We start from the raw sequence: 26,067 nt of genomic DNA, 5'->3' as shown, positions 1-26,067 counted from the left end.
GAGTTTCCGTCATCGCTTACAGCGTCGCGGTGAAGCCTGCGACTGACCGAGACTGCGCCTAGAAGTGCGGATTGAAGCGGAACGACTCGAGCTCCTTTCGCAGCGCCCTGTGGTACATCGGAATCCCAAACCAGGAGTACGCCACCAGCCCAAGCCAACCGAAGGAAAGGAGCGCCCCCACGCCTGGCTGGCCGAGGTCCTTCGCCGCCACCGACAGTAGGTTAAAAAACAGGTAGCCGAAAATCAGCACGAGTGCAGACTTCGCGCTGCCCAAGCCCGAAAGCCAACTGTTGAAGCGCCACCAAAGCCCCAGTACCAGGTTGCGCCGCATGCGGATATTAGCGAACAGGATGAGTGCCTGCCGATCGCTGGGATTCTGCATGATGGCGAACTTGGCGTGATCCTCGGCTCGCTCAGCGTTGCCGAGATTCAACTGGATCTTGCCCAGCAGCACGTTGGTCTGGGGGTTCGAGGGGTTGGCGCGTATGGCGGTGGTCGCGTACTCCAACGCCATCTTGGTGTCGCCGCGCAGCAGGTAGTACTCGGCGTAGGCCTGGGGGATGCTAGGGCTGTCCGGCGCCAGCGAGGCCGCCTTGTCGATGCTGGCCTTCGAGTCGCGCGGCTGCTCTAGCAACTCGTAGATATCGGCGACTAGCAGATGCGTCTGCGCGTCTTGCGGATTCAGCTCTAGAGCTTTGTGGCAAGCGGCTAGGGCTTGCCTCAACTTGCGCTGCAGTACTAGAAGTTTCGCATGCACATAGAAGAGGAACGGGGAGGCGGGATCGAGGGAAAGTGCCACATCGATCTCATAGGCGGCAGCCGCCATGCGCCTATTGCCCATCAGACACACGGCCAGCATGCCGTGATACTGAGCGACGTTCGGGCTCTCCGACAGTAACTCGACCAGCTGATCGATCGCTGCCTGCGTCGCGCCGTTTTGCTGGTGGCGCACCGCCAGGGCGAAACGGTAGTCCTCGCCGCTCACCGGCGATCGCCCTGAATGTACTGGAACAGCGCGTAGCTGGTGGCTTGGCGAAACACGACCATATAGACCGCTAGAAAGAACAGGCCAAAGGTCAGTATGCGCAGGTAAGGGTAGGCACCTTCCTCGGTGAAGGGCAACACACCGGCCTGGATCAGGGCAAGCACGATAAACAGCAAGCCAACGACGCCGAGCGCACCCAGCAACATGGTTAGAATCTCCTTGCCGAGCGTCGGGCTGCCGAGCGCATAGCCGTTAAGTGCAAGCCACAGCATTGGCAGCCAGTAGCGCCCGCCCGCCGGGGGCAGCCAAAACAGGGGAATGATCATGGAGGCGAGCAGAATGACCGTCGGATCCACGATCAGGCTTTCCATACCCCTGCGGGCCTTGGGCTCATCGATGATCTTGTAGGTGGTCATTGCCCGTGCTTCTCTAGGAACTCGACCACATCGTTGTAGCGTCCACCGTCGTTGGCGTAGCGCGCGTAGTTGCGCGCGGTGGTGAGCCACTCGACGGTGCTCGAGCGGGACTCTCCGAGGGCATCCTTGAAGTGCTCGAAGGAGATCGGCTGATCCTCGCCAGCTTCGATGGAGGCGTCGATCGCCTCGTCGGCCGCCATCTCCACCAGATTGGCGAGATCGGCGCCGGAGTAGCCGTTCGTCTTCTTCGCGAGCAGCAAGTAATCGATATCGCCCGTGGCCGGGCGCTCCCTCATGTGATGCTGAAGAATGGCGCCACGCGCCTCGCGATCAGGCGGCGGCACAAAGAACATTCGATCGAAGCGCCCCGGGCGCAGGAAGGCGGGATCGAGGGCCCACGGCACGTTGGTGGAGGCGAGCACGAGCACGCCCGCGTTGTTTTGCGCGTAGCCATCGAGCTCCGTCAGCATGAGACTAACGACCTTACTCGCTGTCGCATTGTGCGTGTGTTCGCGCTTGCCAGCGAGGGCTTCGATCTCGTCGAAGAAAAGCACGCTCGGGGCCTCCGCGCGGGCTTTCTCGAAGATCGCGTGGAGCTTGCGCTCCGACTCACCAATGTACATGTCGAGGACGTCGGCGATCTCGACGTTGAAGAACGAGGCGTTGCACTCGCCGGCGGTGGCACGGGCGAGCAAGGTCTTGCCACAGCCTGGAGGGCCGTAGAGCAGCACGCCGCCGCCGATCTTCTTGCGGAAACGAGAGAACAGGGATGGCTTTTGAAAGGGCATGATGATGCGCTTATTGACCTGGCGCTTGACCTTCTCGAGGCCCACAACATCATCGAAAGTGGTGGCGCTGGCGCGATAGCGATCTATATTGACCACCTCCATTGGGTCAACCTTCTCGACCAGACGCAAGCGCGTCACGCTGGCCGGCGAATCTGCGGCGACGCCGAGGCGCTCGTTCATGGTCTCATCCTGCACGCCAGGCGCCGCCTCAATGGCCGCCTGGTACACCTCGCGCGCGCGACTATCTTCGCCGAGCTCAAGCAGCGCTCTCGCCAGCACTACGGCCTGTGTGGGGACGTCGGCGTCGAAGTGCTCGGTGATGGCGGCGTAGCTTCCCGCGCTCAGCAGGGCGCTACCAACGGCGTCGGCGTCTTCCGGTTGGAACGCGGTGACGGCTGCATCGAGATAGGCGAGCGCATCCTGAGCTCGGTCGCCTTGTAACAACTCCAGCACGATCACGCGCGCTAGGGAGGGGGATGGGGCCGCCGCATAGGCGTCGATGAGGCCGTCGAGGGAGGACTTGTCCATTTTTTGGCGTGTTGCAGGTCGGCTAGGAAATTGGAGTGATTTTGCCACCGAAAGGTCGAGTCTGCTCACCCAGCGCGCTACTGGATGCAGCGGCGCGTCTGGCGTACGTCGGGCGTTCGATCGTCGCTCGCCCCCACGCCCGCCAGGTTGGCCTTCTGGTCAGATGATGCGCCTTGGGCTATCTGCACGCACGAAGTCACACCGATGATCGCTAAGTGGCCATCGGTTCACTGACGAGGCTAGCGAGGCGGTGGTGGCCATGAATCCCAACCGCCGACGATACCAACTGCCCTAAGACCGCCCCTTCAGCATTCATGTACGCTAAGCGAACCGCGCTGAGGGAGATTCGCGCGGGTGAACACTACGGACCAGCCCCTTAGGGAGAACCCCATGAAGAAACAACTCGTCGCCTTAGGCGTGGTTTGGATGCTCATCTCTGTGGCTTACGCCGACGCCGACATCGTTGCGGGGCACTACGGCCCTGCACCCAGTGCCGCTGCGCCGACGAGGCCGTTTGGTGCGGAAGACTTGGCGAAGCTGCTCGGGCGTGACGCTGTGCATGGCTACTACGACATGATGGATCGCAACGTCGGGGGCATACTTGTACAAGAAGGAGGCGTCGTCACCTTCGATGACCGTGTCGAGCCTTGCAGCTTCATTGAGACCTCAGCCCTACGCGGCGTGCGCCAGGGTGCGGCCTTTACAGCGCCTGGTAACAACGGCGGTGGCGTGCTGGATCAATGCAGCAACTTCGCTATCGACGCCTTCTCCTTACCCAATTTTCTCGCCTTCAATGCTGGCTCTCCGTTCAATGACGGTGGCGTGTCCCGCTTGCCGCAGTTGGTGTTCTTCCCCGGTGGTGCCAACACCGTCACCCTACAGGTGAGTGAGGGTGGATTCGCAGAGGCCAACGCGCAGATCATCTTGGCCGGTATCGGCGACGGCGCCGTGCAAGATCTGCAGCAGGTGGTGCTTAACGCAGACTGGCAGGCCGTTACCCTGAGCGGCCCGATAGACATTCTGGTCGTCGCCGGATCCGTGAGCATCCTCCTGATCGACGATATCGCAGCGCAATAGCGCAGCGCCTGCGGGAGGCTCGCGGCGATCCCGTCAGCCTTCCTTCCCACTCGGTCGCTCCGGGCCGGGAGGCATCTTCGTGAGAGCCCCTTGGCGCCATCCCCGGTCCGGAACGCGCCCAACCCTGCCACGGCGCGCGGCGCAACGATTGACACACAGACAAGCGATTGCGGATTAGCATGCGCGCATGGCGCTGAAGATCTCTAACCGCGACGCCCGAAGGGTATGGCTTGATGCCCAGGGGCTCTCGCACGCGCCCACGGGAAAGCTTGATCTCGACGTCCTGATCACCGCGCTCGGATTCGTTCAGCTCGACTCCATCCGGGCCGTATCGCGGGCCCACCATCACATCCTCTGGAGCCGCAACCAGCACTACCGCGAACCCATGCTGAACCGCGCCCTGGCCCGCGATCGGTTGATCTTCGAACACTTCACCCACGATGCCTCGGTCCTGCCGATCGCGTTCTATCCCGCCTGGGGCAGGCAGTTTCGTCGCCTGGAAGCTAGGGTGCGCAGTTGGGAATGGCATCGGGCCATGCTCGATGCCAAAGGCCGTCGCGCCCTCAAGGATCGCATCGCGCAAGAGGGCCCTCTATCGACGGACGCCTTCGATACCAAAGCCACTGGCAAGCAGGAGATGTGGTCTCGACCACCGCACAAGCTTGCCCTCGACTACATGTGGTTCGCAGGCGAGCTCTCGACATCGCACCGAGTGAACTTTCGGAAGTACTACGATCTGACGGAACGGGTCATCCCAGCTCAGCACCGCCGCGACAGCTGGTCCGACGACAAACAGATCGATTGGCTCTGCCGGGAGGCCCTCACACGACTCGGCTTTGCCACGCCGGGTGACATACAACGCTTCTGGGATGCGGTCTCTTCGGCCGAAGTGAAGGCCTGGGTCGATGCACACCGGGCAGAACTGGTCGAAGTCACCGTAGGCTGCGCCGACCGATCGGCGTACGGCGCTCTGGCCCTGCCCGATATCGAGCAGCGCCTTGCAGACGCGCCTGCACCCACCTCCCGCCTTCGCGTGCTAAGCCCCTTCGATCCGGTCATTCGCGATCGCGCGCGCCTGGAGCGCTTGTTCGGATTCGACTACCGCATCGAGATCTTCGTCCCGGCCAGCAAACGGGTTTGGGGCTACTACGTGTTTCCCCTGCTCGAAGGTGATCGCTTCGTCGGTCGTATTGAAGCTAAGGCCGATCGCAAAGCGGGCGAGCTGCGCGTACTCAACTTCTGGCAGGAGCCGCGCGTGAAGTGGACACCGACACGCGTTGAAAAGCTGCACGCGGAGCTTGGCCGGTTTTGCCGGCTGGCCGACGTGAGCGCCATTACGTGGGAAGTTGAGCCGATCCTCTGAGGCAGCGACACTCAACCGCGACGCTCGCGCCACAGGCGAATGATCTCTTGCTCCCGTTGGCTGGAAATCGTCGATGTCCCTTCGCCACCAAAGCGGAAATCATCGCCAGGGTGACGGTCCCGATAGCCTTGGAGCTGATCGGCCAGCAGCTCGCTGAGTGATCGGTTCTCAAGTCCCGCCGCCAGTGCCTTGGACACGTCGAAGCGGTAGCGCCCGGCAGGCGTCCCACGCAACAGACGCACCTGGTGAGCGAGCAGAAACTCCTGCGGAATCCAATGCAGGCGAACGCCGCTGCGCGTATCTCGCACGATACCCTCGATAAACCTCCGAAGACGTATAGGTGGGTAACACACGTTGAAAGGCCCCGTTTGCTGCGTGCGGCCGCAGTGGATCATGAAACGCGCCAGGCTCACCATGTCGGTGACCTGGTAGTACTCGATATCAGCGGGTAGCACTAGATCGCCCCCGCGCATGATCTTCACCTGCCAATAAGGCTCATGCTTTGGCGCTGAGTTCGGGTAACCACGCATGCCGTGAGAGCGGAAGAAGACGCTACGCTCAGGTAGCAGCTCTCCTAGCAGCTGCTCGGAGAGGGTCTTGCGCAGGGCATACCGATGGGGACTGACCAGCGGTTCCGGACCCGGCGGCACGGGGTTGAGCGGTTCGCTCTCCTGGATGCCGATGCGATCCCATTTGTCGTAGACGGACACAGTAGAGACGTACTGATACTGCTCGACGCGCCCGTGCAGCAGGCGAGCCGTGTCGGCGACACATGCCGAGGACCCCTGCCAGGTATCGACCACCCAGTCCCAGCGCGCTCGCGACTCGGCGAGAGCGACAAGGCCACGGGCATCGGGCAGCTCGCGATCGCCGCGAATCTTCTCGATTTGGGGAAACAGGTGGGGGTTGGTCTGACCGCGGTTGAACAGGGTGACATTGGCGCCGTTGCGCAGCAGCTCCCTGACCAGCACTGGACCGAAGAACCCCGTGCCGCCGAGGACCAGCACCCTGGTGCCCTGGATGCCGCCGAGGGCCGCAAGCCCGGTGGTAAGCCCGAGGGCACTACTCGCCGCTAGAAATGCACGCCTTTTCACGTCGCTCTCACTGCTGCTGCCGGTGATGGGTCGACGCTACGGTGAATCCTCGCGTGTGCCGAGCGATTTGGGACGAAGAACGGAAGATTCGGGGCGAAGCGCCTAGGAGGTAGCGCCGCCCGGGAGCCCGAGCAGCGCCTTCACCTGGCGCCGATAGCTGGGGCCGACGGGCACGACGCTGCCGTCGGTAAGGACGAGGTCCATCCCGCCATTCGACGATCTACGCGTTGCGGCTACCAGTCCAGGATTAACCATCCGCGAGCGGCTGACCCGGTGCAGCACTTGCTCCTGCGCTTGGAGCGCCTTCAAGGTGCCGCGCGCGATCAGCTGTCCGCTGGTGGTGTGAAAGCACACGTAGTTGCCGGCCGCCTCCACGGACAAGACCTCGCCGTAGGCAACCCAGTGGTGCTGCTTGCCATCATCAATTCTGATCCGTTGCGGTTTCGGCGCCGCGGCGGCGGATGGGACCGGCGCCGGCGTCCCCGCCACGATCCGATTCAGCAGCAGCATCCAGAACAGGGCGAAGATAAACAGGTACTGCAACCAACGCTTGGCATAGAAGTGGCTGAAGTCCTCCCAAAACGGTCGGCTCGCCGTGCCGGCGATGAAGTCGAGGCTGGTGATGATCGCAGTCTGCAGCACACCGCTGGCCACGGCGATGGCGCCGACCAGCAGGGTCGAGAACACCGAGAATCTGGCGAAGGCCTGGCGACCCTTACACAGCTCGAACACGCCCCAGAAGATCAGGTACCACACGAACCAGTCGCGGAAGCTCCAGCGCACCGAATCCCACAGGGACTGCTCGAAGTAGGTATAGAAGTGCAGGGTCTGCGTGAGACTGAGGACCAACCAGCTGGCGAGCAGCCACAGGGTGGTGCGACTCGGGCGAAGATGTTGCAGGAGGTCGCTCATTCGACTGCTGTTGAAGATAACTTCGCATCACGCTATCTCGCCGCACTTTACGCGGCAAGCGGCTTAGGCGCAGCCTGTCTGTTCAGTCGAAGCCGCCGCGGGCAAGCACGCCGCCACCCTGCTTGCGCGTTCGGACAGGACCACAAACAAGGAGGCTAGGGAATGTGCCGAAACATCAAGACCCTTTTCAACTTCGACCCGCCGGCCACGAAGGAAGAGATCCGCGCGGCGGCACTGCAGTTCGTACGCAAGCTCAGCGGCAGTGCGCGCCCCTCCCGAGCGAACGCGCAGGCCTTCGAGGATGCAGTGGACGCGGTGGCAGCGGCCGCAGAGCAGCTGCTCGACTCTCTCGTAACCTCACAACCCCCGCGCAATCGAGAGTTGGAGGCCGAAAAAGCGCGCGCCCGAGCCGCGAGACGCTTTGGACACCAAGCGTAGGCGGTCTGATCGGCGCCCACGGCGAGAGTCACCCCCCACTCATTCATCCTCATCGTCCGGCAAGCTGTAAGCCTGCACGATGCCATCCTTCATGAGCGGCACGATGACCACACCCTCACCCGGGAGGGTACCGATATCGGCACTGCCGGCCGGCAGATCGAGGGCAAGCGTCAACTTGCTATCCCCGTCGTCCCCCTCCGCCCAGGTAAACAGCACGCCATTTACCCAATCGGTGATGAGGTACTGACCGTCCCCCTCGCCCTCGGCATCTTCCGCGCTAGGCAGCTTCTCGAGGCCGTCCAGGTGACCAATGCCGGCCCCATCTAGCGCTGACACCGAGCGATCCTCCCAACTCACCGCCCGCATCACGCCCAACTGCACATCCGCGCCCTGCCCGACCACGCCCCAACTCGCCACCAGCAACCGATCTTCCTCGGCCAGCAGACCGTTGGGACTATCGAGGGCCGAATCGCGCAACCAGACGTCAAACGCTGTGCCGTTCAGCCGGTAGATCGTGTTATCACCCATGTCAGAGACGTAGACGCGGCCGCTCGCATCCGCCGTAACGTCGTTTAGGAACTTTGCCTCAGGCGCATCGTAGGTAGCGACGATCTCCGCCGCCTCTACGTCTACCACCACCAGGCGATCGATGTCGCTCACATAGAGCTTCTTCCCAACGAGCGCCATGCCCTTGGGCGCGTCGAAACCGGCCAACCATCGAGCCATCAGCACCTCACCGCTGGGCGAGAGCAAGGACAGGTAACCGTTGCCGTCCTTGTCGGTCGGGTTGCCGTTGATGTTCGACACGTACAGGCGCTCACGCTCAGCGTCGTAGCGAACCGATTCCGGGGCCTCAAACCCTGCGGCTTCCCAGAGCAGGGACGGCTCGTCGTCATCCGCAAGAAGCGGGTTTGCGAGGGCCGTGAGGAGGACCAGGGCAGACAGCTTGACCGGGAGGCGGCACATGCGGGTTTCCTTTCGCTGCGATGGACGACCCCCGCACTCTACCAGCAACTTACCCCGCCGACACACCGTCCGACGGGTGCCTGACGTCAGTCGCGGATTCGGACTACCGCCTAGTGGGCCGCTTGGTAAACAAGGTGACGCTCAGCGAGTAGCATGGGCGCCAGGGCAAGGCGGTCGCTTGCCAATGGCGATGCCATTGGCTGCGCCACACGCCTTGCTGACGCTGCCCCTACGCAGACTGAGCGCTACCTTACTTACCAAGCGGCCCACTAGCCCGTCGCATTGGTCGGGTAGGCGCCCCGCAAGCGCTTTCGCTCCCCGATCGGTGAGTTACCAAAGCGGCGCCGGAACTCACGGGTGAACTGCGACTGGCTGTTGTAGCCCACCGCATGCGCCGCACCCCCCGCCGTCGCGCCCTCGTGCAGGAGCAGCAAGCGCGCTCTATGCAGACGAATCATCTTCAGGTACTGCAGCGGCGACATACCCGTCAGGGCCTTGAAGTTGTGGTGGTAGGTGGAGGCGCTCATGAATGCGCGCTCGGCAAGCTCGTCCACCGCGAGTGGCGTTGCGTAGTGCTGCTCCATGAACCTCAAGGTGGCACCGATACGATGGGCCCGACCGTCGCGAGCGGCGATCGCGCGCAGAGCGTGTCCCTGCTCGCCTTGCAGCAAGTGATAGAGCAGCTCGCGCTCCGCCATAGGCGCCAACACGCGCTGGTCCACCGGCGTTCGAAGGGCTCGCATCAGGCGTAACACGCCAGTGGAGATGTCCGCCGTTAGGGGAGAGGCGTAGATGCCGCGCGGCGTAAGGTGCGTGTCGCCAGGTGTCTCGCCAAGTTCGGCAACTAGCTCGGCGAGCATCGCAAGGTCGATGGCCAAGCGCAGGGAAAGAAAGGGTTCCTGCGCAGTGGCTTCGGTGATCTCCGCCTCCACTGGCAAGGGCACACCGACGACCAAGTAGTTCAACGGATCGTAGGTGTACTCGGTGCGATCGAGAAACACGCGCTTGCGGCCAGCGCCGACGAAGCACACGCATGGCTCATAGAGCACGGGAATGCGTGCTGCCGGCCGGTCCGCGTGGAACACCGAAAGTGCTTGTAGGGGTGTTGGGTTGCGGCCAGTTTGCTTAGCAAAGCCGCCGAGCTCAGCAACCAGCGCAGCCGCTGCCACGCCCATGTCGATAGTGCTCGCCATCGTATCACTCCGCCTGCGCCCACTCGCTGCGTCAGTATCGCACGCTCTCAGACCGACACGGTGTTTGCCACCCGGTTCGGCAGGATTAGGCAAACACTCGGCACTTTCGGACTAGAGGCGCCAGCGACCGCCTGCGTAGGATGCACCCATCGAACAAGAGGAGATCCTCCATGGACATCCGCAAACTAGGGCACTTCGGCCCCGACGTCTCTGCCATCGGACTCGGCTGCATGGGCATGTCGGAGTTTTATGGTCCGAGCGACCGCGAGCAGGCGCTCAACACCCTGTCCCATGCGCTCGACCAGGGCATCACGTTTTGGGACACCGCAGACATGTACGGCTCGGGTGGCAACGAAAGACTACTAGCGCAGGCGCTGTCGGGTAGACGCAGCGAGGTAGTTCTCGCCACCAAGTTCGGCATCGTACGTGATGCGCAGGGTGAATTCGTGGGCATCAACGGTCGCCCAGACTACGTACAAGAGGCGTGTGAGGCCAGCCTCAAGCGGCTGGGCACAGACATGATCGACGTCTACTACCAACATCGCGTGGACCCGCAAGTGCCGATCGAAGAAACCGTCGGCGCCATGGCGCGGCTGGTCGATGCCGGCAAGGTCCGTTACCTAGGCCTATCCGAAGCCAGCGCCGACACCCTGCGGCGAGCGCAAACCGTCCACCCGATTACGGCTCTGCAAACCGAGTACTCCCTCTGGAGCCGTGACGTCGAGGCGCAGATCCTACCCACCTGCCGAGAGCTCGGCATCAGCCTGGTTGCCTACAGTCCACTCGGCAGGGGATTTCTCGCCGGGGCTGCAAGGTCGCGCGCGCAGCTGGCGGCGGGAGACTGGCGCCTCAGCAACCCTCGCTTCGATGAAGCGAACATTATCGCTAATCGCACGCTTGCCGAGCAGATCGACAGTCTTGCCCGGGCGAAGGGAGTGACCTCCGCCCAACTAGCGCTGGCCTGGCTGCTCGCGCAGGGCGACGCCATCGTGCCGATTCCAGGCACGCGACGCGCTGAGCGCGTGGACGAGAATGCCGCAGCCACCACCATCACACTTACGGGTCACGAACGCGAGACGCTCGCCAGCAGCTTCGCCCTCCACTCAGCGGCTGGCACTCGATATCCCGAGGCCGCCATGTCTCTACTAAACGCCTAAGGCTGCTCTCATGACAACCGGTGCATGTCGGTGCTAGAACCCGGTATCCCAGACACGTGAGCGAGGGGGATAGGTGGGTCGCAAGCCTCTCGCCGTACCCGGTTTGACCGCAGCCGAGCCGCAGCCCTCCCCCCAAAGCAGCCTCGCCTAGATCGTACCAGACGGACCGGCGAACAACTGGTACTGTTGGAGTATCGTCGCGCCATCTCCTCGCCCCGGCCTGCGCAGATGGTATTGCCTACCGAAGACTTGCAGGGATTGTGTCTTTGAGCCTCGAAGGTGTTCCCGCGCTGTTTGCCATCCTCGGCATGCTCATAGTGTTCTGCCTGCCCTTCGCAGTGCTGTTTTGGGTGGTGAAACGCTTCTTCTTCGGCATGAAGCAGAAGGTGGACTACATCAAGCTCCTACTCCCTGACGGCGTGCCCATTACCGGCACGATCACTCGCGTTAGGCGCGATCGATCCGGGGGTTACATGCGCACGTACTCCAGCTTCGAATACACCGATCAACACGGCCAGCGGCATATCGGAGAAGTTGGCGGCCCTGGCTACTCAGAGGGCGACCCAATCGAGCTGATGTACTTGCCCGACGACCCTAAAGTACACGAGATAGCGCAGGTGATCGCGGCACTGCGAGAAAAGGCGAAGCGCAAGCAGAGAGGAGTAGCTCGTGGTCGAGGCTAAGTGCCCGGGCGTCAGGTACGCCGATCCCACCCGATCGGCCACTGCGGCATTAAGGCTCGATGCTCGCCCGCGAGTTCGCGAACATGTCTGCGCGCAGAGCGTGAGGCGGCGATCGCCATCGAGCAGCTTAGTGTTCGGCGAACAAGCCGTCGCCGCCGATGGAGTACGCGCGACGGGCGCAAAGGGAAGATCTTCCAGCATGTCAAGCTAGCGCAACTGGTGACGGAAAGCCGCATCAGGGCCGACTACGCGCATTACATCCTAAACATCTCCACGTGGATCATCCTGACGCGAACTGCCCGCTAATCGACACCTGCCAGGAACACTTCCGATGCCAACGTCTTCAGTTGCAGCGTGTAGAAACCGGGCAGGCGACCTATCGGCGCCACCACCGCATTGCGGAGCACGCCAAGCCATCGGTGATCGGACTGGTAAAGCGGTGTCAGCAAGCGGCTTAGCTGCCGCACGTATTGCAGTTGCCGAGATCTGAGATGCCACCATCGCTGGAGCTTACGACCCAGTTCGCACCCACCTTATTGCAGGCAGCACGCCAGTAGTTGCGCGTCCAGCAACGCCATCGTGCATCCCTGACCCAACTGCGGGCCTGTCGCATGACAGATATCACCGACAGCGACTAGTGTCCTGAGTTGGAGGTTCGTTGATGAATTCGCACGCGAGTTTTTGTCCCTGAGCGCGGCGCGAGGACGAGCGTGGCAGGTCCCACGGGAGGAGGAGCAACGTGTTCAGGGGCGAAAGGGTGCCGCGAATTCATCAACGAACTTCTAACTCAGGACACTAGACGCCCTTCGAAGGGTCTCGGCGTCCAGACGTCGCGGTAAGTCGCCGCAATGAAATCGCTCTGCCGCAGAGGCTCTATCGAGGAGGCGGCCTGCGGCCAGAAGTCCATCATCTCATGCTGAAGCTCGGTGTACTGCGCCTCGCCCGCTTGCTTGAAGTCATCGACCTTCACGGCGGCGTACAGCCACGCAACGGTTTCGATGCCGTTGACTCGCTTTCCGACGCGGCGGCGCTGGATGCCGGCAGCGCCAGGTACAGAGTGATCGTCGATCACCTGGGCAGCATTCGCCTAATCGTCGATATCGCCAGCGGAGAGATAATTCAGCGCATCGACAACGACACGTGGGGGCGTGTCATCGCCGACACCAACCCTGGTTTCCAACCCTTCGGCTTTGCCGGCAGCCTCTACGACCAGCACACAGCGCTCACGCAATTCGGCTTTAGGGAATACGACGCCATCTCGGGGCAGTGGACGCGCAAGGACCCGATCGGTTTTCAAGGAAGCACCAACAACCTGTACAGCTGTGCTGCGTCCGATCCCGTCAATTTCGTTGACCCTGAAGGCGCACAGACTATCTTTCCACGGAAGCCTGTCGCCTACATACAGGAGATCAGAGGCCTTGTTCAGGGGCAGAGCACTCGAGTACAAATCGACAGAGGCGAAGGTCTTGGATTTCAGTGTGTCGGCGTGGGCGCCCCTGTTTACGTAGGTGATGTCGTGCGCACGGACAAGCATACTCGCGTGTCACTGCGCTTTGTGATGGGAGGATGCGTAAATCTCCATGTCGATTCGGCCGGTACCCCGACCGGGGCACGGGGATTCAAGATATTGCAGTTACCAAGGAGCGGTCTGCCCTTCCTCGAGAGGCTGAACTCCATTGAGAGGCTACAGGAGCGTGAATCGAAGGTGATTTGAATCCGAACGGCCGGTGGGGTACCAGGCTTTCTTCGCGGTTAACCGAATGTCATCTGGGATCGGGAAAGCGAGCCTCGGTTCCTCCGCAATGGCCTTGAGGCGGTACCGCCAGCACGGCGCTGTTCCCAGGAGAACAGGCAGTTCACTGCGCCTTAGATCTCGGCCACTGCGACCGCGGTGTAAGCGGCTGATGTAGAGAGTACGCAGGCTAGTGGCGCGTTGACTCTCTCGGCAACTCAGCCTTTTCGCCTGGCGCTGGCGTATCGGGCAGAGGCGTGCACTGCTGGTTGGGACGGGCCGTTCGATACATGTAGTTGGTCCCGGGTTTGAGCACGTCTTCCCACGCCTCCAGGATCGGCGAATTGGTGTCACCTTCGGCGATTTCCGGGTCGAACAACCGAACCGTGTCGATGAGGGCGCGGGAAAAAGCATCGAAAAAGCTTGGCTTGGCGCCCATTCTCACGTGGCTGCGAGCTTGTCCGGCGAGCGGATTGAGCTCATCCGGTACGCCTCCCAGACGAGCGTTGATGTCGTAGTAGATGAACAGGTGCCGCACCGCATCGCTCACGAGCAAATCCATGCGCCGAGACTGGCGCGGGTCTTTCCTGTTGGCAAAGAGTTCCTTAGCCTCGGGCTGGCTTTCAAAAAACTCGTCGTAGAACTTCTCGAAGAATCGCGGCGCGTCCGCAGCACCGGACTGGGAGCGAGCGCGGCATCGCGCCCAGCTGAGCTCCACCTTACCGAGCTTCGCATCGGGGAACCACATGAGGGCAGAGAGCGCCACGTCCAGCGACCTCGCTCGCTGCTCCGGGTCTTCAGCACGCATTTGCTCGACGGCGCGCTCGAGACTCACCGGACACTCAGGCCGCAGGGCGCGAATAGAACAGCCGTCCCCTGCCTGACCCAGCTCCTGCGGCGCCACTTCAGAGGCACCTGCAGCAAGCATCTCCAGACCGAGGCGGCCGAGCGCGAAGATATCCGCACTCTCCGGCTCCCAGCCCTGCCCCTTACGCCGCTCGGGCGCCGTATAGCGCTCGTACTCCTCGTCGCCTTGAAGGTCCTCTGACGGCAACCTGGGCATGGGCGTTAGGTGAGGCTCCCAATGCTCGCCGAGCATCACGTTCGAAGCCGTCAAGTTCAGGTGCGGCAACTCGCGAAGGTGCGCGGCGCGAAGAGCCAGGGCCAGCTTGAGCAGGACGTGCCGGATGCTGGCGAAGTCGATTCGCTTGCGCTCCCTGTGATGATCCTCAATGCACTGCGCCAGGGTCGGCCCTTCGATGAACCCCATCATGCAGAACGGGGGGTCTTTGTCGTCCACTGCCTGATACACGGAGACGATGTTAGGTATCGAGGAAAGCGCCGAAGCACGCTGTAGGGAGCGCCTGAATCCCGTGCGCATGTCGCTGGTGGCGGGCGTCTTTATCGCCACCTTGATGCCCGTCGCGCAGCCGACCGCCGAGTACACCTTTGCGAACTCACTCTGCGCGACGAAGGTCAGATCCCTGAAGTCCTTCAGCCGCTTCTGCAGCTCTGTGCCAATGGGATCGAGGCGGCGCAGTATCGTCCCGCTCAGGCGCTGAATCAGCTCAGCGGCCGCCCTGTCGTTGCCCACAGGCGGATGCCGCGGCAACTTGATGTCGTAGTGCCGCGTTTGCAGATCGGCCCAAATCGCCTGCTCCTCGGGCGAAAGTCGCGCCCGCCCAGGGGCACCCAGCGGCACCCAGACGATCTGCTTCCCACCCTGTGGACTTTGCAACATCCAGTTGATTTCCTTGGCCTTGATGTACTCGGACTTAAGGAAGTCGCTGCTTACCAAGCAAACCACGAGGTCGGCCGCCTTGACCTGCGCCTCCAACTTCTCGTCGAAATGGTCCCCTGGGAGGAGCACCCGGAAGTCGATGGCCGTGACCGCGCGTCCACTGGTGGTGGAGATCGGCTCCTCCGCTAGGAGCTTCGCCCACGCCAAATCCTTGTGGCTGTAGGAGATGAAGACGTTTTGATCTTTCATGGCTTTGAGTGGGTTGAGCTATCAAATACAGCGACTCGAAGATCCTGTGCACCTCATCGTTGCACACGGATCTGCATGCGGCGTGGCCCGCCGTGTCTTCTCAAGACTTACACCCCGCGTCGACGTGGGTTACGACCGAGAAAGGTACTCGCCATCAACAGGGTGTCACCGAGGAGCCGAACATCGCACTCGTTGCGTGGCAACTTAAACGAACCTCGGAACACTCGAAGCGCCTTGGACACGCGGTGAAGTCGTGTGCTCAGGCAGTTACCTTCTAGTCTCGTACTGAGCGACATCTAGATCACGCCTAACCGGAGCTCCCGCCAAGGGTCTGACGGCCCGCCTGGACTGACTGGACCCAGTTCACCTACCCACAACCGCCTCGCAAGCTGATCAACCTTTCGCAAGCAAAGGCAGGACCCAGAATGAGCGGTACTCCTGAGTCCCGCCGTTTGCATTGAAGTCGCTGACGAACAAGCGTTCAACAATGACGTCTTCAAGGGCGACGGCCCGCTTAAACGCCTGCACATGCCGAGGCGACGTTCGGTTCAAGATCGATACACGGGCGTTGTGTTTGCTCCACCATGGGAGATTCACCCTTGGCTTGAGTACGAACCAATCGCCCCACTCCTCAGGCACCTCCTTGTCCAGTAACACCCCTTCACTTCTAAGAATCAGCCTCCACTGGGACACCCCGTCAAAAGTGTGGGCGTCATCGTTTAGCCGCTCAAGCCAATGAGCCCTATCGAGCCAGCGGTCACTCCCCACATCCAGCCTTGAAGGCTCTCCGCTCAACTCGTGAACGAGCGGTACTCGATCAGATGACGGCTCATCGCGTACCGAGTGGCACAGCGCCTGGACCATCGCCGTTTCCAAACGCCCGAATTCACCATCGCTTGTCTGGCCCTGGGGGACCAGCATCGCAGCCGGCACAGCGTCTCGCAAATCCAGGACCAGCCGGCTCACCTGCGACCTCGCGTACTGGCGTAGCTGTTGCTCTCCTTTCAGAAGAAACGGCAGGAGATGTATGCCTAAAGACCGGCCCGGAATGTGGACCTCGAAGAAGTATGGCTTGCCGTGCACCGTCATCGAATCAAGAGCCAGCAGTAGAAGCGCGTTGCCCCCAGGCCACTCGCTCCTAACGAAAGCCGCAACGGCTTCTGCTGCCCTCGCATGCGCCGCGTGAACACCCGCATCTACCCCTGTAGCCAGTGATTTGGCGATCGCGATCTCATAACGACGATCTGACCATTCCGACGCGGCGCGCGATGCTTGGGGAAGACCTAGCACGCGCACACCGTCAAACGCGAACTTGAAATCGACCGCATCGAGGGCAGGGCCGACAACGCTTGCTGTGTCCCCCACTTCGCGACTCCATGCCCCAAGCTGGATCGCGCCCTTCTTGCCCGTGTGATGTCCGTACAAAGCGCTGTTGATCACTTCTGATACGTACTGGAGCTTTCTCCTACTATCGGCATTCAATATGCTTAGCTTTGCCAGGGCTTCAAACTCTGCAGGGTCCCGTCCGAGTATTCTGCCCACCGTTTGCTGCAGACCGCGGTTTTTCAGTGCCGCGTGCGTCGCCTCAAGGTGGGCGGAGAAGGGCATGGGCTCGAGGAGATGCCCAAGGATCTTGAATGGCTGCCGCGCGAATCTAATGAACCACAGGCGCAGGGGAATCGGTGATTGACTCAAGCTGGACATACCTTCCGTGCAGAGTACCGTTGGCGCCAGAGTGGCGCTCGATCATGCTTACTGGGGGGACTCGCCACAGGAGGAGACCCGGCCCGGTGGCCGCGAGACCTCCCTGCACCGAGTGGTATACGACGAAGTCGTGATCAGCGCGCGCTGTGTCGATGCACCACGCCAGGTACGCTTAGGTTAGTGCTTGGCGACCGCTCGACTCTGGCAAGCTTCAACCTGACTCGCAATTGCCATGCCGCTGAACAAGCCACCCTCAACCCCTTACGGGATTGCTGCAGCGCGGCGCGATTGCGCTTCTGCTTAAAACCGCTCCAACAAAGGATAACTGTTAGTTATGCGACAACAGCTATTCGATAGAGAATCAGAAAGAACTCGTGTAAATCAGCTGGTTAAGCGCGGCTGCTTCTCTTCTGGGGCCGCCCTGTGGATAGAAGGTGAATCGGGAGTTGGGAAGAGCCAACTGCTTGAGTACACCGTCAACCTGCTAAGCAATGTGCTGGAGTTCGACGGTAATGTGAAGTTTCACAAGTGTGGGGAAGACGATACCAACAGCGAGTTCGCGCTCGTCCTCCGGTTGCTGGACAGTTTTCATCGGACCATCCCAAAGACGCTACGCCGTTCGGTTACCAGGGAGTTCGATGCGCTAAAGGGCACTGCGATGCTGACGGCCATAAAAACGCTAGTGCCAGAGATTGCCTTAGTCGATTGGACCGCCCACGTGCTAAATGACCCGTCGAATGCACTCGGCAGCGCGCATGAAATCACCACGCATCAAATCGTTGGTAGGCGCTTGCAGACAATGCTGACCAACGTGCTTCACAAGTGTTTTGTCAAGCGCTTTGAGCAGGCGTATTCGGTAATCGCCATTCAAGATGTCAGTCGCCTAGACCGATCCTCACTGAACGTATTGGTAAGCCTTGCCACTAAGCTGCGTAGCTCCGACTTTCGACTCTCGCTCGTCGTCGACACGCGACCGAAGCGAAGCGCACGCGATCAAAATCGGTACAACGAAGTAGAGCGCGGTGTGAAAGGGAGCTTCACCCCCTTCGAGGTGCTCCCAGTTGGCGCTATTTCCAACGAAGTCACGGTGCAATACCTGGAGCACGTCAATCGAGGCGATCTCTTAGGGCTGGCCGAGGGTATCCACTCGTACACTCGAGGCAACTTCGAAGATCTTACGCAGGCAAGCAAGCTCCCACTCGCCGAACTCGAACGCGAGATCTTAGGTTCTGTTGCTGAAGACTCACGCCGCCCTTACCTGGCGAGTGCATCGCCTACACCACGCAACGGTACGCTCTCGATTCGTCGTCTGGATCTTCTCGTAAACTCAGAAGCCGGAGCAGCTGGAGCCTTCTGCCTACTTATCCTGTATGCCTTTGATCAAAACGTCTCCAAGCCCTTCCTTGAGTACCTGCTTAGCCAATTGCATACACAACATGCGGTCGTCTCCTATGGCCAACAGCCCGTGGAACAACTCCTCGAACTAGAACGAACCTCCATCGTTTCCGTGATTGGCAATCGCGTGTTCGCACACGACCGAAAACTGGAGTCTTTGGAGCGAATCAAGAACGACTCCCCGTTGCTTAGGAGCCTGATCGACATTACGTGCTCATCGCTGCTTCAGGATGCAGCCAAACAGGGTTTCATCCGTCACCAATCGGCAACCGAGGCCACACTCAAGCTCAAACTTCTAGCGGGAGACTCGCATGCGTTCACCTATTTGACCTCCTCGACGCTCGATGCGGTCGAGGCAACGCTGCAGACACCACGCGTACTGACGGTTCTCAGCCCCGCCTTTGCGCGAGCAAGCTCTCCTTCGAAACATCATCAGTTGGTATCGATCGCCACGAAAGCCCTTCTAAGATCAGTGGAGCTCGGCCTGTTCTCTTCGGCTCGTGACTTCGGCGATTTTCTGTACTTGCGGAGTCGTCTGGTAGAACGCGACCAGCTGTTCCACGTGTTGCTGGGCTACTGCAAAGCGCTCAAGGAATGCGAGACACCCGAACGCCGATCACTTCCCTCCGGCATCACAGTCGGACAGAGACTCATGTCTCTCCCCGATCTTACGCCTTCGGAAACAGCAGATAGCTACCTTCTATACGGCTCCATTCTGGAGCACGCAGGGAAGTTCGAAGATCTCGACTTCGTCTACGATGAGCTGCCCAAGCTGGCTCAAGCAGTGCCTAGTATCGAGCGGCGCCAGGATCTCATGGCTCAATACTACCGATCGCTCGGCATCACAAGATTTCACGGCGAGATTGTGGACAAGTACGCTCTGGGTGTAGAGCAGGCTCGCTCGTTGGTAAATCGCTACGGCGCAAAGTACCTACGACTGCTAGGCACTTGCCTGAACATGGCAGGATTGGGAGCAGTCTACGCTGGACAGTTGATGATGGCTGACAAGTACTTCGAGCAGGCGATCGACACGCTGTCAAAGTGCTCGTTCGACAATGTAGCCCCCTTCAACAACTGGGGAGTAGCTGCGCTGCTGCGAGACGACTTGGACCGCGCAGCAGACCTGTTCGCACGGGCCGCAACCGTTCAGTATGCGTCCAATCGCTCCCATCTGGTGATCAGTCTCAACACATCACTTCTTTACTGGAAAACTGGTCGCGAGGAAGAAGCTTGTAAGCTCGCTGAGTCCGTAGTGGACCAACTGACTCAGCATACGCTCGCCATCGACGCAGCGGTGCATGCCTGGGCCGCGAAGACGCTCGCGTACTTCAAGATGGAGCTCAAGGACTACGCGGAGGCCGCGAGACTGTATGGTATCTCTCTGAGGACAAGATTCCGCTTTCGCGAAGAGCAACAACGAGAAGTGGCCCGCACTCTGAGAGACTACTGCCTTTTCAGATCCGGAGGCATCAGTGGCGGCCACATCGACGACTTCAACAAAAAGGTCGATCTCGCAGAATCTCTTCCAAACGCGCTGACGCGTCCGTACGCACTACCACTTATTGCTACACGTGTTAGCTGATCTGAACCAATCGCTTTATGAAAATCGCAGCGCGGACATAGTTTGCGTGTTTAACTACCTCAAAATACCTTGCATTTGGAAGATCATCGATTTCCGCTGCGAGTCGCTCGTCCCTAGGGAGCGGATGCAGCACGGCAACCTCCGGGTCAAACCGCTTGATGGTCTCCTTAGTCAATCGAAACTCCCCATCCAAGATGCCCTTGGCGGCGCCTACGAAGTCAAAGAGAATCGCGTGATATTCCTTTAGAGTTTGGCTGTCCTCGACTTCTTCAAAGCGGGGGTAGTGCCGCAATACGGTTCCAAGGTGCTCACACCTCTGCACGAGCCACTTGGAAGGAGCAGTTGACGACACGACATCGACATGCACTCTTGTCCAGGTGGCCAGCGCGAGGATTATGGAATTGGTCGTTCGAGTCGGGCTATGGTCGAACGCCAAGATCCTGAGCCCATCGAGTGATCCTAGCAAACGTGTAAGCATGTAAAGGTGTGTCATTCCCGCTGTCGGATGCTCAAGACGCCCGTGCCCAGCTGAGACTACGGGGACTTCCGCCGCGTTGGCGAAGTCTAAGAACTGGGCTTCGTCTGGCGTCCTCATTGCAGCAAAGTCACAAAAGGAAGAAACGACCCTCGCGAGATCCTCCATACCCTCGCGGGCAGTCTCACCTGATCGGGACTCTTCGAGACTGGAGAATCCAACAGTATTGCCACCGAGCCGCAGAAATGAAGACCCAAAGGACAAGCGATTACGTGTGCTTGGCTGAAAGAACAGTAAGCCGAGAATCATACCCTTTGCAGCGTCGCTGAATTCCGAGAACAACTGTTTCTCCATCGCCGCGAGCTCGAGTATCCCAGCCATCTCGTGGCGGGATAGGTCAGCAACAGAACTGATCGTCGACTTATGCATAACTAACAGTTATCCATAGTTTCGACGGCGAACCTGCGCCTTCACCACCCTCCGTTTGACCTCCTCATTGGTGATATGGGTGTAGAGCTGAGTGGTGCTAATGCTCTGGTGCCCCAGCAGTTTTTGGACATGCGCAATGTCTACTCCTGAGCCGATCAGCTCCGTCGCAGCCGAGTGACGGAACATATGGGGGGTAGCGCGACGGCCGAGATTTGCCCTGGAACTAAGGTCCCTGATCCATAGACGGACGCACTGGGGCGTAGCGGGTCGCCCGCGACTGTTCACCAAAAGTCTTGTGTGATCTGGCGACACCACGGTTCGAATCTGCACATACAACCTCAACAGATTTTGAATGCACTCGTCCGTCACGAACACGCGACGCTCTCTTTGCCCTTTCCCCCTGATGTGGATGTAGCGATCCGCAAGGAAGAGATCATCGAGAGATACGTTGGTGAGCTCACTAGCTCGAAGACCCGTGGTCAGCAGCAGCTCTACAGCGAGGAGGGTCGTCACTGCGTTGATGTTGCCTACAGTTATCACCGGAAACTCCTCAGTCAAGTACGACGACTTTGGGCCCAGGCCGATGCGCCGTTGCGCGACTCGAAGCAACTGGCGAAGCTCGCTTCTGCTCAGATTCCTAGGCAAGCGCTTGGGGAGATGGAGCTTCAGATTTAGACGGTGGAATGGCGAGCTCTCAATCAACCCCTCACCCTCAAGCCACCGAAAGAGTGACTGCAAACAAGCGATCCGGCGCTTGACCGTTGCGTGCGACAGACCGCTCGAAAAGCAGCTGTCGACGAACTCCCTTAGGTCACCCTTGTCGACCTCCGTCGCGCAAACCTCGCCACCGAGACTCTTTAGGAAGGCCCTTATATCGATCTCGTAGGCCTTTACAGTGTGACCGGACAGCTTTCGCGTCTGGGCACAGTAGGCAAGAAAATCATCGCAGGTCCCGTGCATGGACATGAATCCCTCCTGGGTTAGGTGTTAGAACAGTTCTATGGTGCGGACCGATAGACGAAGAGTGAAGCACCTTGGAGTGCAAGTTGGGGGCTGGAATTGGGAATATGCCTACCCGACGCCAACGTTGACCGTACGCTGACAGACGGACTGATACTTAGGAGCTTCGATACATGGAAGAGAGCGCGAGACACGTCTTTCTCAGCTACGCAGCTGCAGACACTCTGCCAGTACAGAGAGTCGTCAGTCTGCTCAGAAACCGCGGGTGGCCGATCTGGTGGGACCAAGAGCAGCTGCTGATCGGGGAGCGACCGAGCGATACGATCCTCCAAGCCATCGAGGACGCCAGCTGCGTGGTCGTGTTCTGGTCGTCTAGCGCTCTCGAATCGAACTGGGTGCTAGACGAAGCGGAGGAAGCGCAACGGGCAAGCAAGCTCGTGCCCGTACGACTTGAGGACGTGATGCCACCGCTCGGCCTTAGACAGCACCTTTTCGTTGATCTGTTCACTCAGGATCAAGAGGCAGAAGCTCGCCTACTTGCGCACATTGAAGCGCGGCTTGAGGCCGACAAGGCTAGCTTGTCCCCACACGGTAGGCATACACCCTTGGAGATACCATCCCTCCTCAATGACCCTCACACAGAGCCAAAGGAGCGTGCAGCTATAGGCGACAGGCTTGCACGGTTAGGTGACCTTGGACCTGGTGTAGGCCTATCGGCTGGCGGCCTGCCGGATATCGGCTGGTGCAAGGTGCCCAGCGGGACGTTCTCCTTTGGCGATGCCTTGGAGCCTATTGAGATCGACGAGTACTACATGGCGCGCTTTCCGGTGACTAACGCCCAATTTCAAACCTTCATTGAAGATGGCGGCTATGATCAGGACGCCTGGTGGGAGGATCTCGATGATAGAGCGCCCGCGAGCCACGGTCGCTGGAACGTGCCCAATCGACCACGGGAAAGGGTGCTTTGGTGCGAGGCGGTGGCCTATTGCCGATGGCTAAGCAAACGCCTCGGGTATCGGGTGAGGCTTCCAACCGAACACGAATGGGAGAAAGCTGCTCGGGGACAAGACGCTCGCATCTACCCGTGGGGCGATCAGTACGAGGCCGGTTACGCACACGTAGACGAGAGTGGCGCCGGTATCAGTGGCGCGAAGCCAGAGGAGACAATCGCCGTTGGGCTATTCCCCCATGGGGCCTCTCCTTATGGCGTTGAAGATATGAGTGGGAACGTCTGGGAATGGTGTGCTAATGAATATGGAAGTCCGCAGCGCACGCAGATAAGTGGCGATGCAGCCCGTTCACTTCGGGGCGGGTCTTGGCAAGACTTGCCCTTCAGCGCAACCAATTCCTACCGATTCTGGTACTTCTCGGGCGAGCGCCACTCCCACGTGGGTTTCCGCGTGTGTTGTTCGTGTCCGGTGGACGCCAAGCAGCGACGCGGTCAAGTCGAAGAAGCCAAGCACACTAGGCGTAAAACACATGAGAGAGGAAATGCTACGCAAACGATAGTCGGTAAGCGAAGTTCTGCGGACTACGACGTGTTTCTTTGCCACAACTCGGAAGATAAAGAGGAAGTGGAGAGGATCGGCCGAGCACTCATCGAACGGGGGATCCTCCCATGGCTAGATAAGTGGGACTTGCGGCCTGGATACACTTGGCAGGAGGCCATCGAAGCACAGATCGAAGCCGGCAGAGCGGCTGCCATAATCGTTGGCGACTCAGGTTTTGGCCAATGGCATACCAAGGAAATGCGCGCATTCATTTCCGAGTATCTCGATCGGGAGCTGCCGGTCATTCCCGTGCTCTTGCCCACAGCACAGACCACCCCGACGCTTCCGATCTTCCTACGGGACCTGACCTGGGTGGACTTCCGAGAGGTCGGCGCGATCGACCGCCTTGTCTGGGGTATCACGGGGGATAAAAGCGGGACTCCAATGCGCCCGAGACCGCCCTAGCGTCGCGCCACACTCGCTCCCGAGACGAGAGCTATGGTCGACGATCACCCCCAGAGGTTGCTTCTTCTTAGCGATCATGACACCTCGATACGGCGATCAGCGAGACCGCCGGCGGACTGGGTGACATCGAAGGCAAAAGGGCAATGTGCGGATGCTTCGACCATTTGCTGCAGGCACCTGGCCCTCGCGAGTACCCAATGACGGAGATTGGCTCGATGCCTCAGACCGATCTCCAGCGCGCCACCGTGCAAAGACTCCGTCCTGGAGCCAAGCAGCCTTTACCGCTCGCACAGCGTTAGCGCTGCCTAGCGGGGTCCAGCGGATCGCTGGCATCGCACCGAGTTGCGCTCTTTCGCTAACCGATCGACGCGGTACACTAAGAGCACCTCAACTCGACAGGATTGGTGCGGGATGCCAAAGCAGGTTGTTTTTTATCAGCTCGGTGGTGCCGAGGTATTGCAAGTGGAGGAGCAGCCGCTCCGGGACCCGCTCGCAAGCGAAGTTCGCATCAAGGTGGCAGCCATCGGTCTCAATCGTGCCGAAGTCATGTTTCGCATGGGCGCCTATCTGGAGCAGCCTGAGCTTCCAGCCCGCATTGGCTACGACGCGGCAGGGACCGTGGACGCTGTCGGAGACGGCGTGGACCACATCCAGGTCGGTGAACAGGTCGCGACTATCCCCGCCTTTTCGATGAACGCGTACGGAGTTTACGGCGAAAGCGCGATCGTTCCTGCCCACGCGGTCGCCGCGTACCCGCCGTCGCTTACACCCTCCCAAGGCGCCTCAGTGTGGATGCCCTACATGACCGCCTGGGGTGCTCTGGTGCACTACGGGTCCCTGAGTGCTGGTCAGGCTGTCCTGATCACGGCTGCTAGCAGCAGCGTTGGCATCGCCAGCATCCAGATGGTGAAGGAGGCGGGCGCAACAGCCATCGCCACCACCCGCGGGCGAAACAAGGCCAATGCGTTAGTCGAGGCTGGCGCGGACCACGTGGTCGTGACAGACGAGGAAGACCTCGCCGAGCGTGTCCTAGCCATCACTGATGACCAAGGCGCCGACATTGTCTTCGACCCAGTCGCCGGACCAACGCTCACCGAGTTAGGCAAGGCCACTAAGCCGGGCGGGGTTGTTTTCGTTTACGGCGCCCTGGCGACCGCGCCTACTCCATTCCCTCTGATGGAAGCGCTAGGTCGTGGCCTGACAGTCCGCGGATACACCTTGTTCGAAGTGACTCGTCAGCCTGATCTAGCCGCATCTGCGGTGAACTACATCAGCACGCGCATCGAGTCGGGCGCATACAAACCGCTCGTGAGCCGGGAGTTCAAGCTGGACGACATCGTCGAGGCGCACCGCTTCATGGAGTCGAACGCACAGATCGGCAAGATCGTCGTCGTCACGAGTTGAGAGTATGGTCACGGGAGTTAGCGCTAGCTGCCGCAACAGCATCGCTCAGGCCTCCACCGAGTTTGACTAAGTGCCACGAGGACAATCCCGACCTTAGCTGTGCAACGGGTGTACGCGACATCCAATGTCTCGGCACTCGTTTCGATGTCGACTTCGTGATCGGCAACTAGACTCGCAGTTCAAAGGCCTCACCTTACCCTGCTTCTTGCGCGACAAGGTTGAACATGCAACGCGGCCGCATGGCGTCTCGATACGGCGAGACGCCGTCGCACAGATCGCTTCACTGCGCTTCGGAGCCACACTCGCTTGCGCCGCGCCTGGACGACTCGGTTCGTCGACACATGCTGCACTTTGACCCGTTCATATAGCCTAAAATTTTCGCCAGGGACTAGTTCTTGATACCCGCTCCCTGGGTCGCAGTGGATGACGCTTTACAAGCGGTTCCGCTAGGCGGAAAGTCAATCACGACACCGAATTGCCGGTCCGCGGCAAATGCACTCAATGCCATCGACAGCGCAGCCTTCGTGCGCTCAGCCCCCATGTCAGACACCTCGAAGCTAACGCGGTCGTAGTCGCACGAACTCTTGATGTCAACGTTGTCTATGTAGACAAAGAAACTGCCATCATCGTGGAGCGTAATTACCTGAGTAACCGGCCCGTAGAACCACCGATTCGTGGCCTGGGCGGGAGTTGTAGCAGCAATGACCAGTGCCATGATAATCGAAGCCTTAACGAAGTATTTCATTCAGCCTCTCTCTTTCGACATAAGTAAACCTGGCCGCGATGATAGCTCAACTGCACAGAAACCCAAAGCTCCTTCCAAGGTACCGCGCCCCTTGAT

23 protein-coding genes are annotated in these 26,067 nt (G+C 60.1%); 9 read left to right on the top strand and 14 right to left on the bottom strand.

The features are described 5' to 3' along the window. Positions 1-58: 58 nt before the first annotated feature. From AAGA68_07235 to AAGA68_07225, 3 genes are read right to left on the bottom strand one after another with little or no spacing between them, the layout of a single operon-like run. A complete protein-coding gene (locus AAGA68_07235; protein MEM9384838.1) occupies positions 59-985 on the bottom strand; it encodes a tetratricopeptide repeat protein in 927 nt (308 codons plus the stop codon). Then, positions 982-1,401, bottom strand: coding sequence for a hypothetical protein (locus AAGA68_07230; protein ID MEM9384837.1), 420 nt, complete (start codon positions 1,399-1,401; stop codon positions 982-984). Before AAGA68_07230 ends, AAGA68_07235 begins: the two co-directional genes overlap by 4 nt. After that, complete coding sequence (locus tag AAGA68_07225; protein ID MEM9384836.1) at positions 1,398-2,717, bottom strand: ATP-binding protein; 1,320 nt, start codon at positions 2,715-2,717, stop codon at positions 1,398-1,400. The genes AAGA68_07230 and AAGA68_07225 overlap by 4 nt, the downstream gene beginning before the upstream one ends. A 390-nt stretch (positions 2,718-3,107) precedes the next feature. On the opposite strand from AAGA68_07225, the gene AAGA68_07220 reads away from it, so the two are divergent. Continuing rightward, positions 3,108-3,794: a hypothetical protein gene (locus AAGA68_07220; GenBank protein MEM9384835.1), complete on the top strand. Its 687-nt coding sequence runs from the start codon at positions 3,108-3,110 to the stop codon at positions 3,792-3,794. 187 nt (positions 3,795-3,981) lie between these two features. Then, entirely contained in the window at positions 3,982-5,157 is a 1,176-nt protein-coding gene (locus tag AAGA68_07215; protein ID MEM9384834.1) for a crosslink repair DNA glycosylase YcaQ family protein, read from the top strand. A gap of 11 nt (positions 5,158-5,168) precedes the next feature. Here AAGA68_07215 and AAGA68_07210 read toward each other — a convergent pair whose 3' ends face one another. After that, positions 5,169-6,251 (bottom strand): NAD-dependent epimerase/dehydratase family protein, encoded by a 1,083-nt coding sequence (locus AAGA68_07210; protein MEM9384833.1) that lies wholly within the window; start codon positions 6,249-6,251, stop codon positions 5,169-5,171. A 102-nt stretch (positions 6,252-6,353) separates the two neighbouring features. Further along, on the bottom strand, positions 6,354-7,163 hold the full coding sequence (locus AAGA68_07205; GenBank protein MEM9384832.1) for a LytTR family DNA-binding domain-containing protein: 810 nt from the start codon (positions 7,161-7,163) through the stop codon (positions 6,354-6,356). A 162-nt stretch (positions 7,164-7,325) separates the two neighbouring features. Here AAGA68_07205 and AAGA68_07200 point away from each other — a divergent pair, with 162 nt between their 5' ends. Next, positions 7,326-7,601 (top strand): DUF2277 domain-containing protein, encoded by a 276-nt coding sequence (locus AAGA68_07200; GenBank protein MEM9384831.1) that lies wholly within the window; start codon positions 7,326-7,328, stop codon positions 7,599-7,601. A gap of 39 nt (positions 7,602-7,640) precedes the next feature. On the opposite strand, the gene AAGA68_07195 is transcribed toward AAGA68_07200, so the two are convergent. Continuing rightward, complete coding sequence (locus AAGA68_07195) at positions 7,641-8,567, bottom strand: ATP/GTP-binding protein (GenBank protein MEM9384830.1); 927 nt, start codon at positions 8,565-8,567, stop codon at positions 7,641-7,643. Positions 8,568-8,836: 269 nt separating this feature from the next. Then, complete coding sequence (locus tag AAGA68_07190) at positions 8,837-9,760, bottom strand: AraC family transcriptional regulator (GenBank protein MEM9384829.1); 924 nt, start codon at positions 9,758-9,760, stop codon at positions 8,837-8,839. 170 nt (positions 9,761-9,930) lie between these two features. Here AAGA68_07190 and AAGA68_07185 point away from each other — a divergent pair, with 170 nt between their 5' ends. Together AAGA68_07185 and AAGA68_07180 are read left to right on the top strand one after the other, a co-directional pair. Then, positions 9,931-10,917, top strand: coding sequence for an aldo/keto reductase (locus AAGA68_07185; protein MEM9384828.1), 987 nt, complete (start codon positions 9,931-9,933; stop codon positions 10,915-10,917). A gap of 266 nt (positions 10,918-11,183) precedes the next feature. Continuing rightward, positions 11,184-11,600 carry a DUF3592 domain-containing protein gene (locus AAGA68_07180; protein ID MEM9384827.1) on the top strand — a complete coding sequence of 139 codons (417 nt, stop codon included), beginning with the start codon at positions 11,184-11,186 and terminating at the stop codon, positions 11,598-11,600. Positions 11,601-11,902: 302 nt separating this feature from the next. On the opposite strand, the gene AAGA68_07175 is transcribed toward AAGA68_07180, so the two are convergent. Together AAGA68_07175 and AAGA68_07170 are read right to left on the bottom strand one after the other, a co-directional pair. Continuing rightward, positions 11,903-12,049 carry a hypothetical protein gene (locus AAGA68_07175; protein MEM9384826.1) on the bottom strand — a complete coding sequence of 49 codons (147 nt, stop codon included), beginning with the start codon at positions 12,047-12,049 and terminating at the stop codon, positions 11,903-11,905. A gap of 338 nt (positions 12,050-12,387) precedes the next feature. After that, on the bottom strand, positions 12,388-12,672 hold the full coding sequence (locus AAGA68_07170; protein ID MEM9384825.1) for a hypothetical protein: 285 nt from the start codon (positions 12,670-12,672) through the stop codon (positions 12,388-12,390). On the opposite strand from AAGA68_07170, the gene AAGA68_07165 reads away from it, so the two are divergent. After that, a complete protein-coding gene (locus AAGA68_07165) occupies positions 12,658-13,314 on the top strand; it encodes an RHS repeat-associated core domain-containing protein (protein MEM9384824.1) in 657 nt (218 codons plus the stop codon). The genes AAGA68_07170 and AAGA68_07165 overlap by 15 nt on opposite strands. Before the next feature lie 208 nt (positions 13,315-13,522). On the opposite strand, the gene AAGA68_07160 is transcribed toward AAGA68_07165, so the two are convergent. Beyond that, positions 13,523-15,322 carry a TIR domain-containing protein gene (locus AAGA68_07160; GenBank protein ID MEM9384823.1) on the bottom strand — a complete coding sequence of 600 codons (1,800 nt, stop codon included), beginning with the start codon at positions 15,320-15,322 and terminating at the stop codon, positions 13,523-13,525. Between the two features lie 393 nt (positions 15,323-15,715). Then, complete coding sequence (locus tag AAGA68_07155) at positions 15,716-17,017, bottom strand: hypothetical protein (GenBank protein ID MEM9384822.1); 1,302 nt, start codon at positions 17,015-17,017, stop codon at positions 15,716-15,718. Between the two features lie 343 nt (positions 17,018-17,360). On the opposite strand from AAGA68_07155, the gene AAGA68_07150 reads away from it, so the two are divergent. Further along, entirely contained in the window at positions 17,361-20,003 is a 2,643-nt protein-coding gene (locus AAGA68_07150; protein MEM9384821.1) for a hypothetical protein, read from the top strand. On the opposite strand, the gene AAGA68_07145 is transcribed toward AAGA68_07150, so the two are convergent. Together AAGA68_07145 and AAGA68_07140 are read right to left on the bottom strand one after the other, a co-directional pair. Next, a complete protein-coding gene (locus AAGA68_07145; GenBank protein MEM9384820.1) occupies positions 19,996-20,907 on the bottom strand; it encodes a hypothetical protein in 912 nt (303 codons plus the stop codon). The genes AAGA68_07150 and AAGA68_07145 overlap by 8 nt on opposite strands. A 9-nt stretch (positions 20,908-20,916) precedes the next feature. Next, positions 20,917-21,867, bottom strand: coding sequence for a tyrosine-type recombinase/integrase (locus AAGA68_07140; protein MEM9384819.1), 951 nt, complete (start codon positions 21,865-21,867; stop codon positions 20,917-20,919). A 173-nt stretch (positions 21,868-22,040) separates the two neighbouring features. Here AAGA68_07140 and AAGA68_07135 point away from each other — a divergent pair, with 173 nt between their 5' ends. After that, the gene (locus AAGA68_07135; protein MEM9384818.1) at positions 22,041-23,822 is read left to right on the top strand and encodes a TIR domain-containing protein; all 1,782 of its coding nucleotides are present in this window, start codon (positions 22,041-22,043) and stop codon (positions 23,820-23,822) included. Positions 23,823-24,233: 411 nt separating this feature from the next. After that, positions 24,234-25,226: a zinc-dependent alcohol dehydrogenase family protein gene (locus AAGA68_07130; GenBank protein ID MEM9384817.1), complete on the top strand. Its 993-nt coding sequence runs from the start codon at positions 24,234-24,236 to the stop codon at positions 25,224-25,226. 388 nt (positions 25,227-25,614) lie between these two features. On the opposite strand, the gene AAGA68_07125 is transcribed toward AAGA68_07130, so the two are convergent. Further along, positions 25,615-25,971 (bottom strand): hypothetical protein, encoded by a 357-nt coding sequence (locus AAGA68_07125; GenBank protein MEM9384816.1) that lies wholly within the window; start codon positions 25,969-25,971, stop codon positions 25,615-25,617. Positions 25,972-26,067: the final 96 nt, after the last annotated feature.

The organism is Pseudomonadota bacterium, assembly GCA_039193195.1.
GTDB lineage: Bacteria > Pseudomonadota > Gammaproteobacteria > Steroidobacterales > JBCBZW01 > JBCBZW01.
The sequence above is the reverse complement of the archived record's forward strand: the minus strand, read 5'-3'. Positions and strand labels throughout refer to the sequence as shown.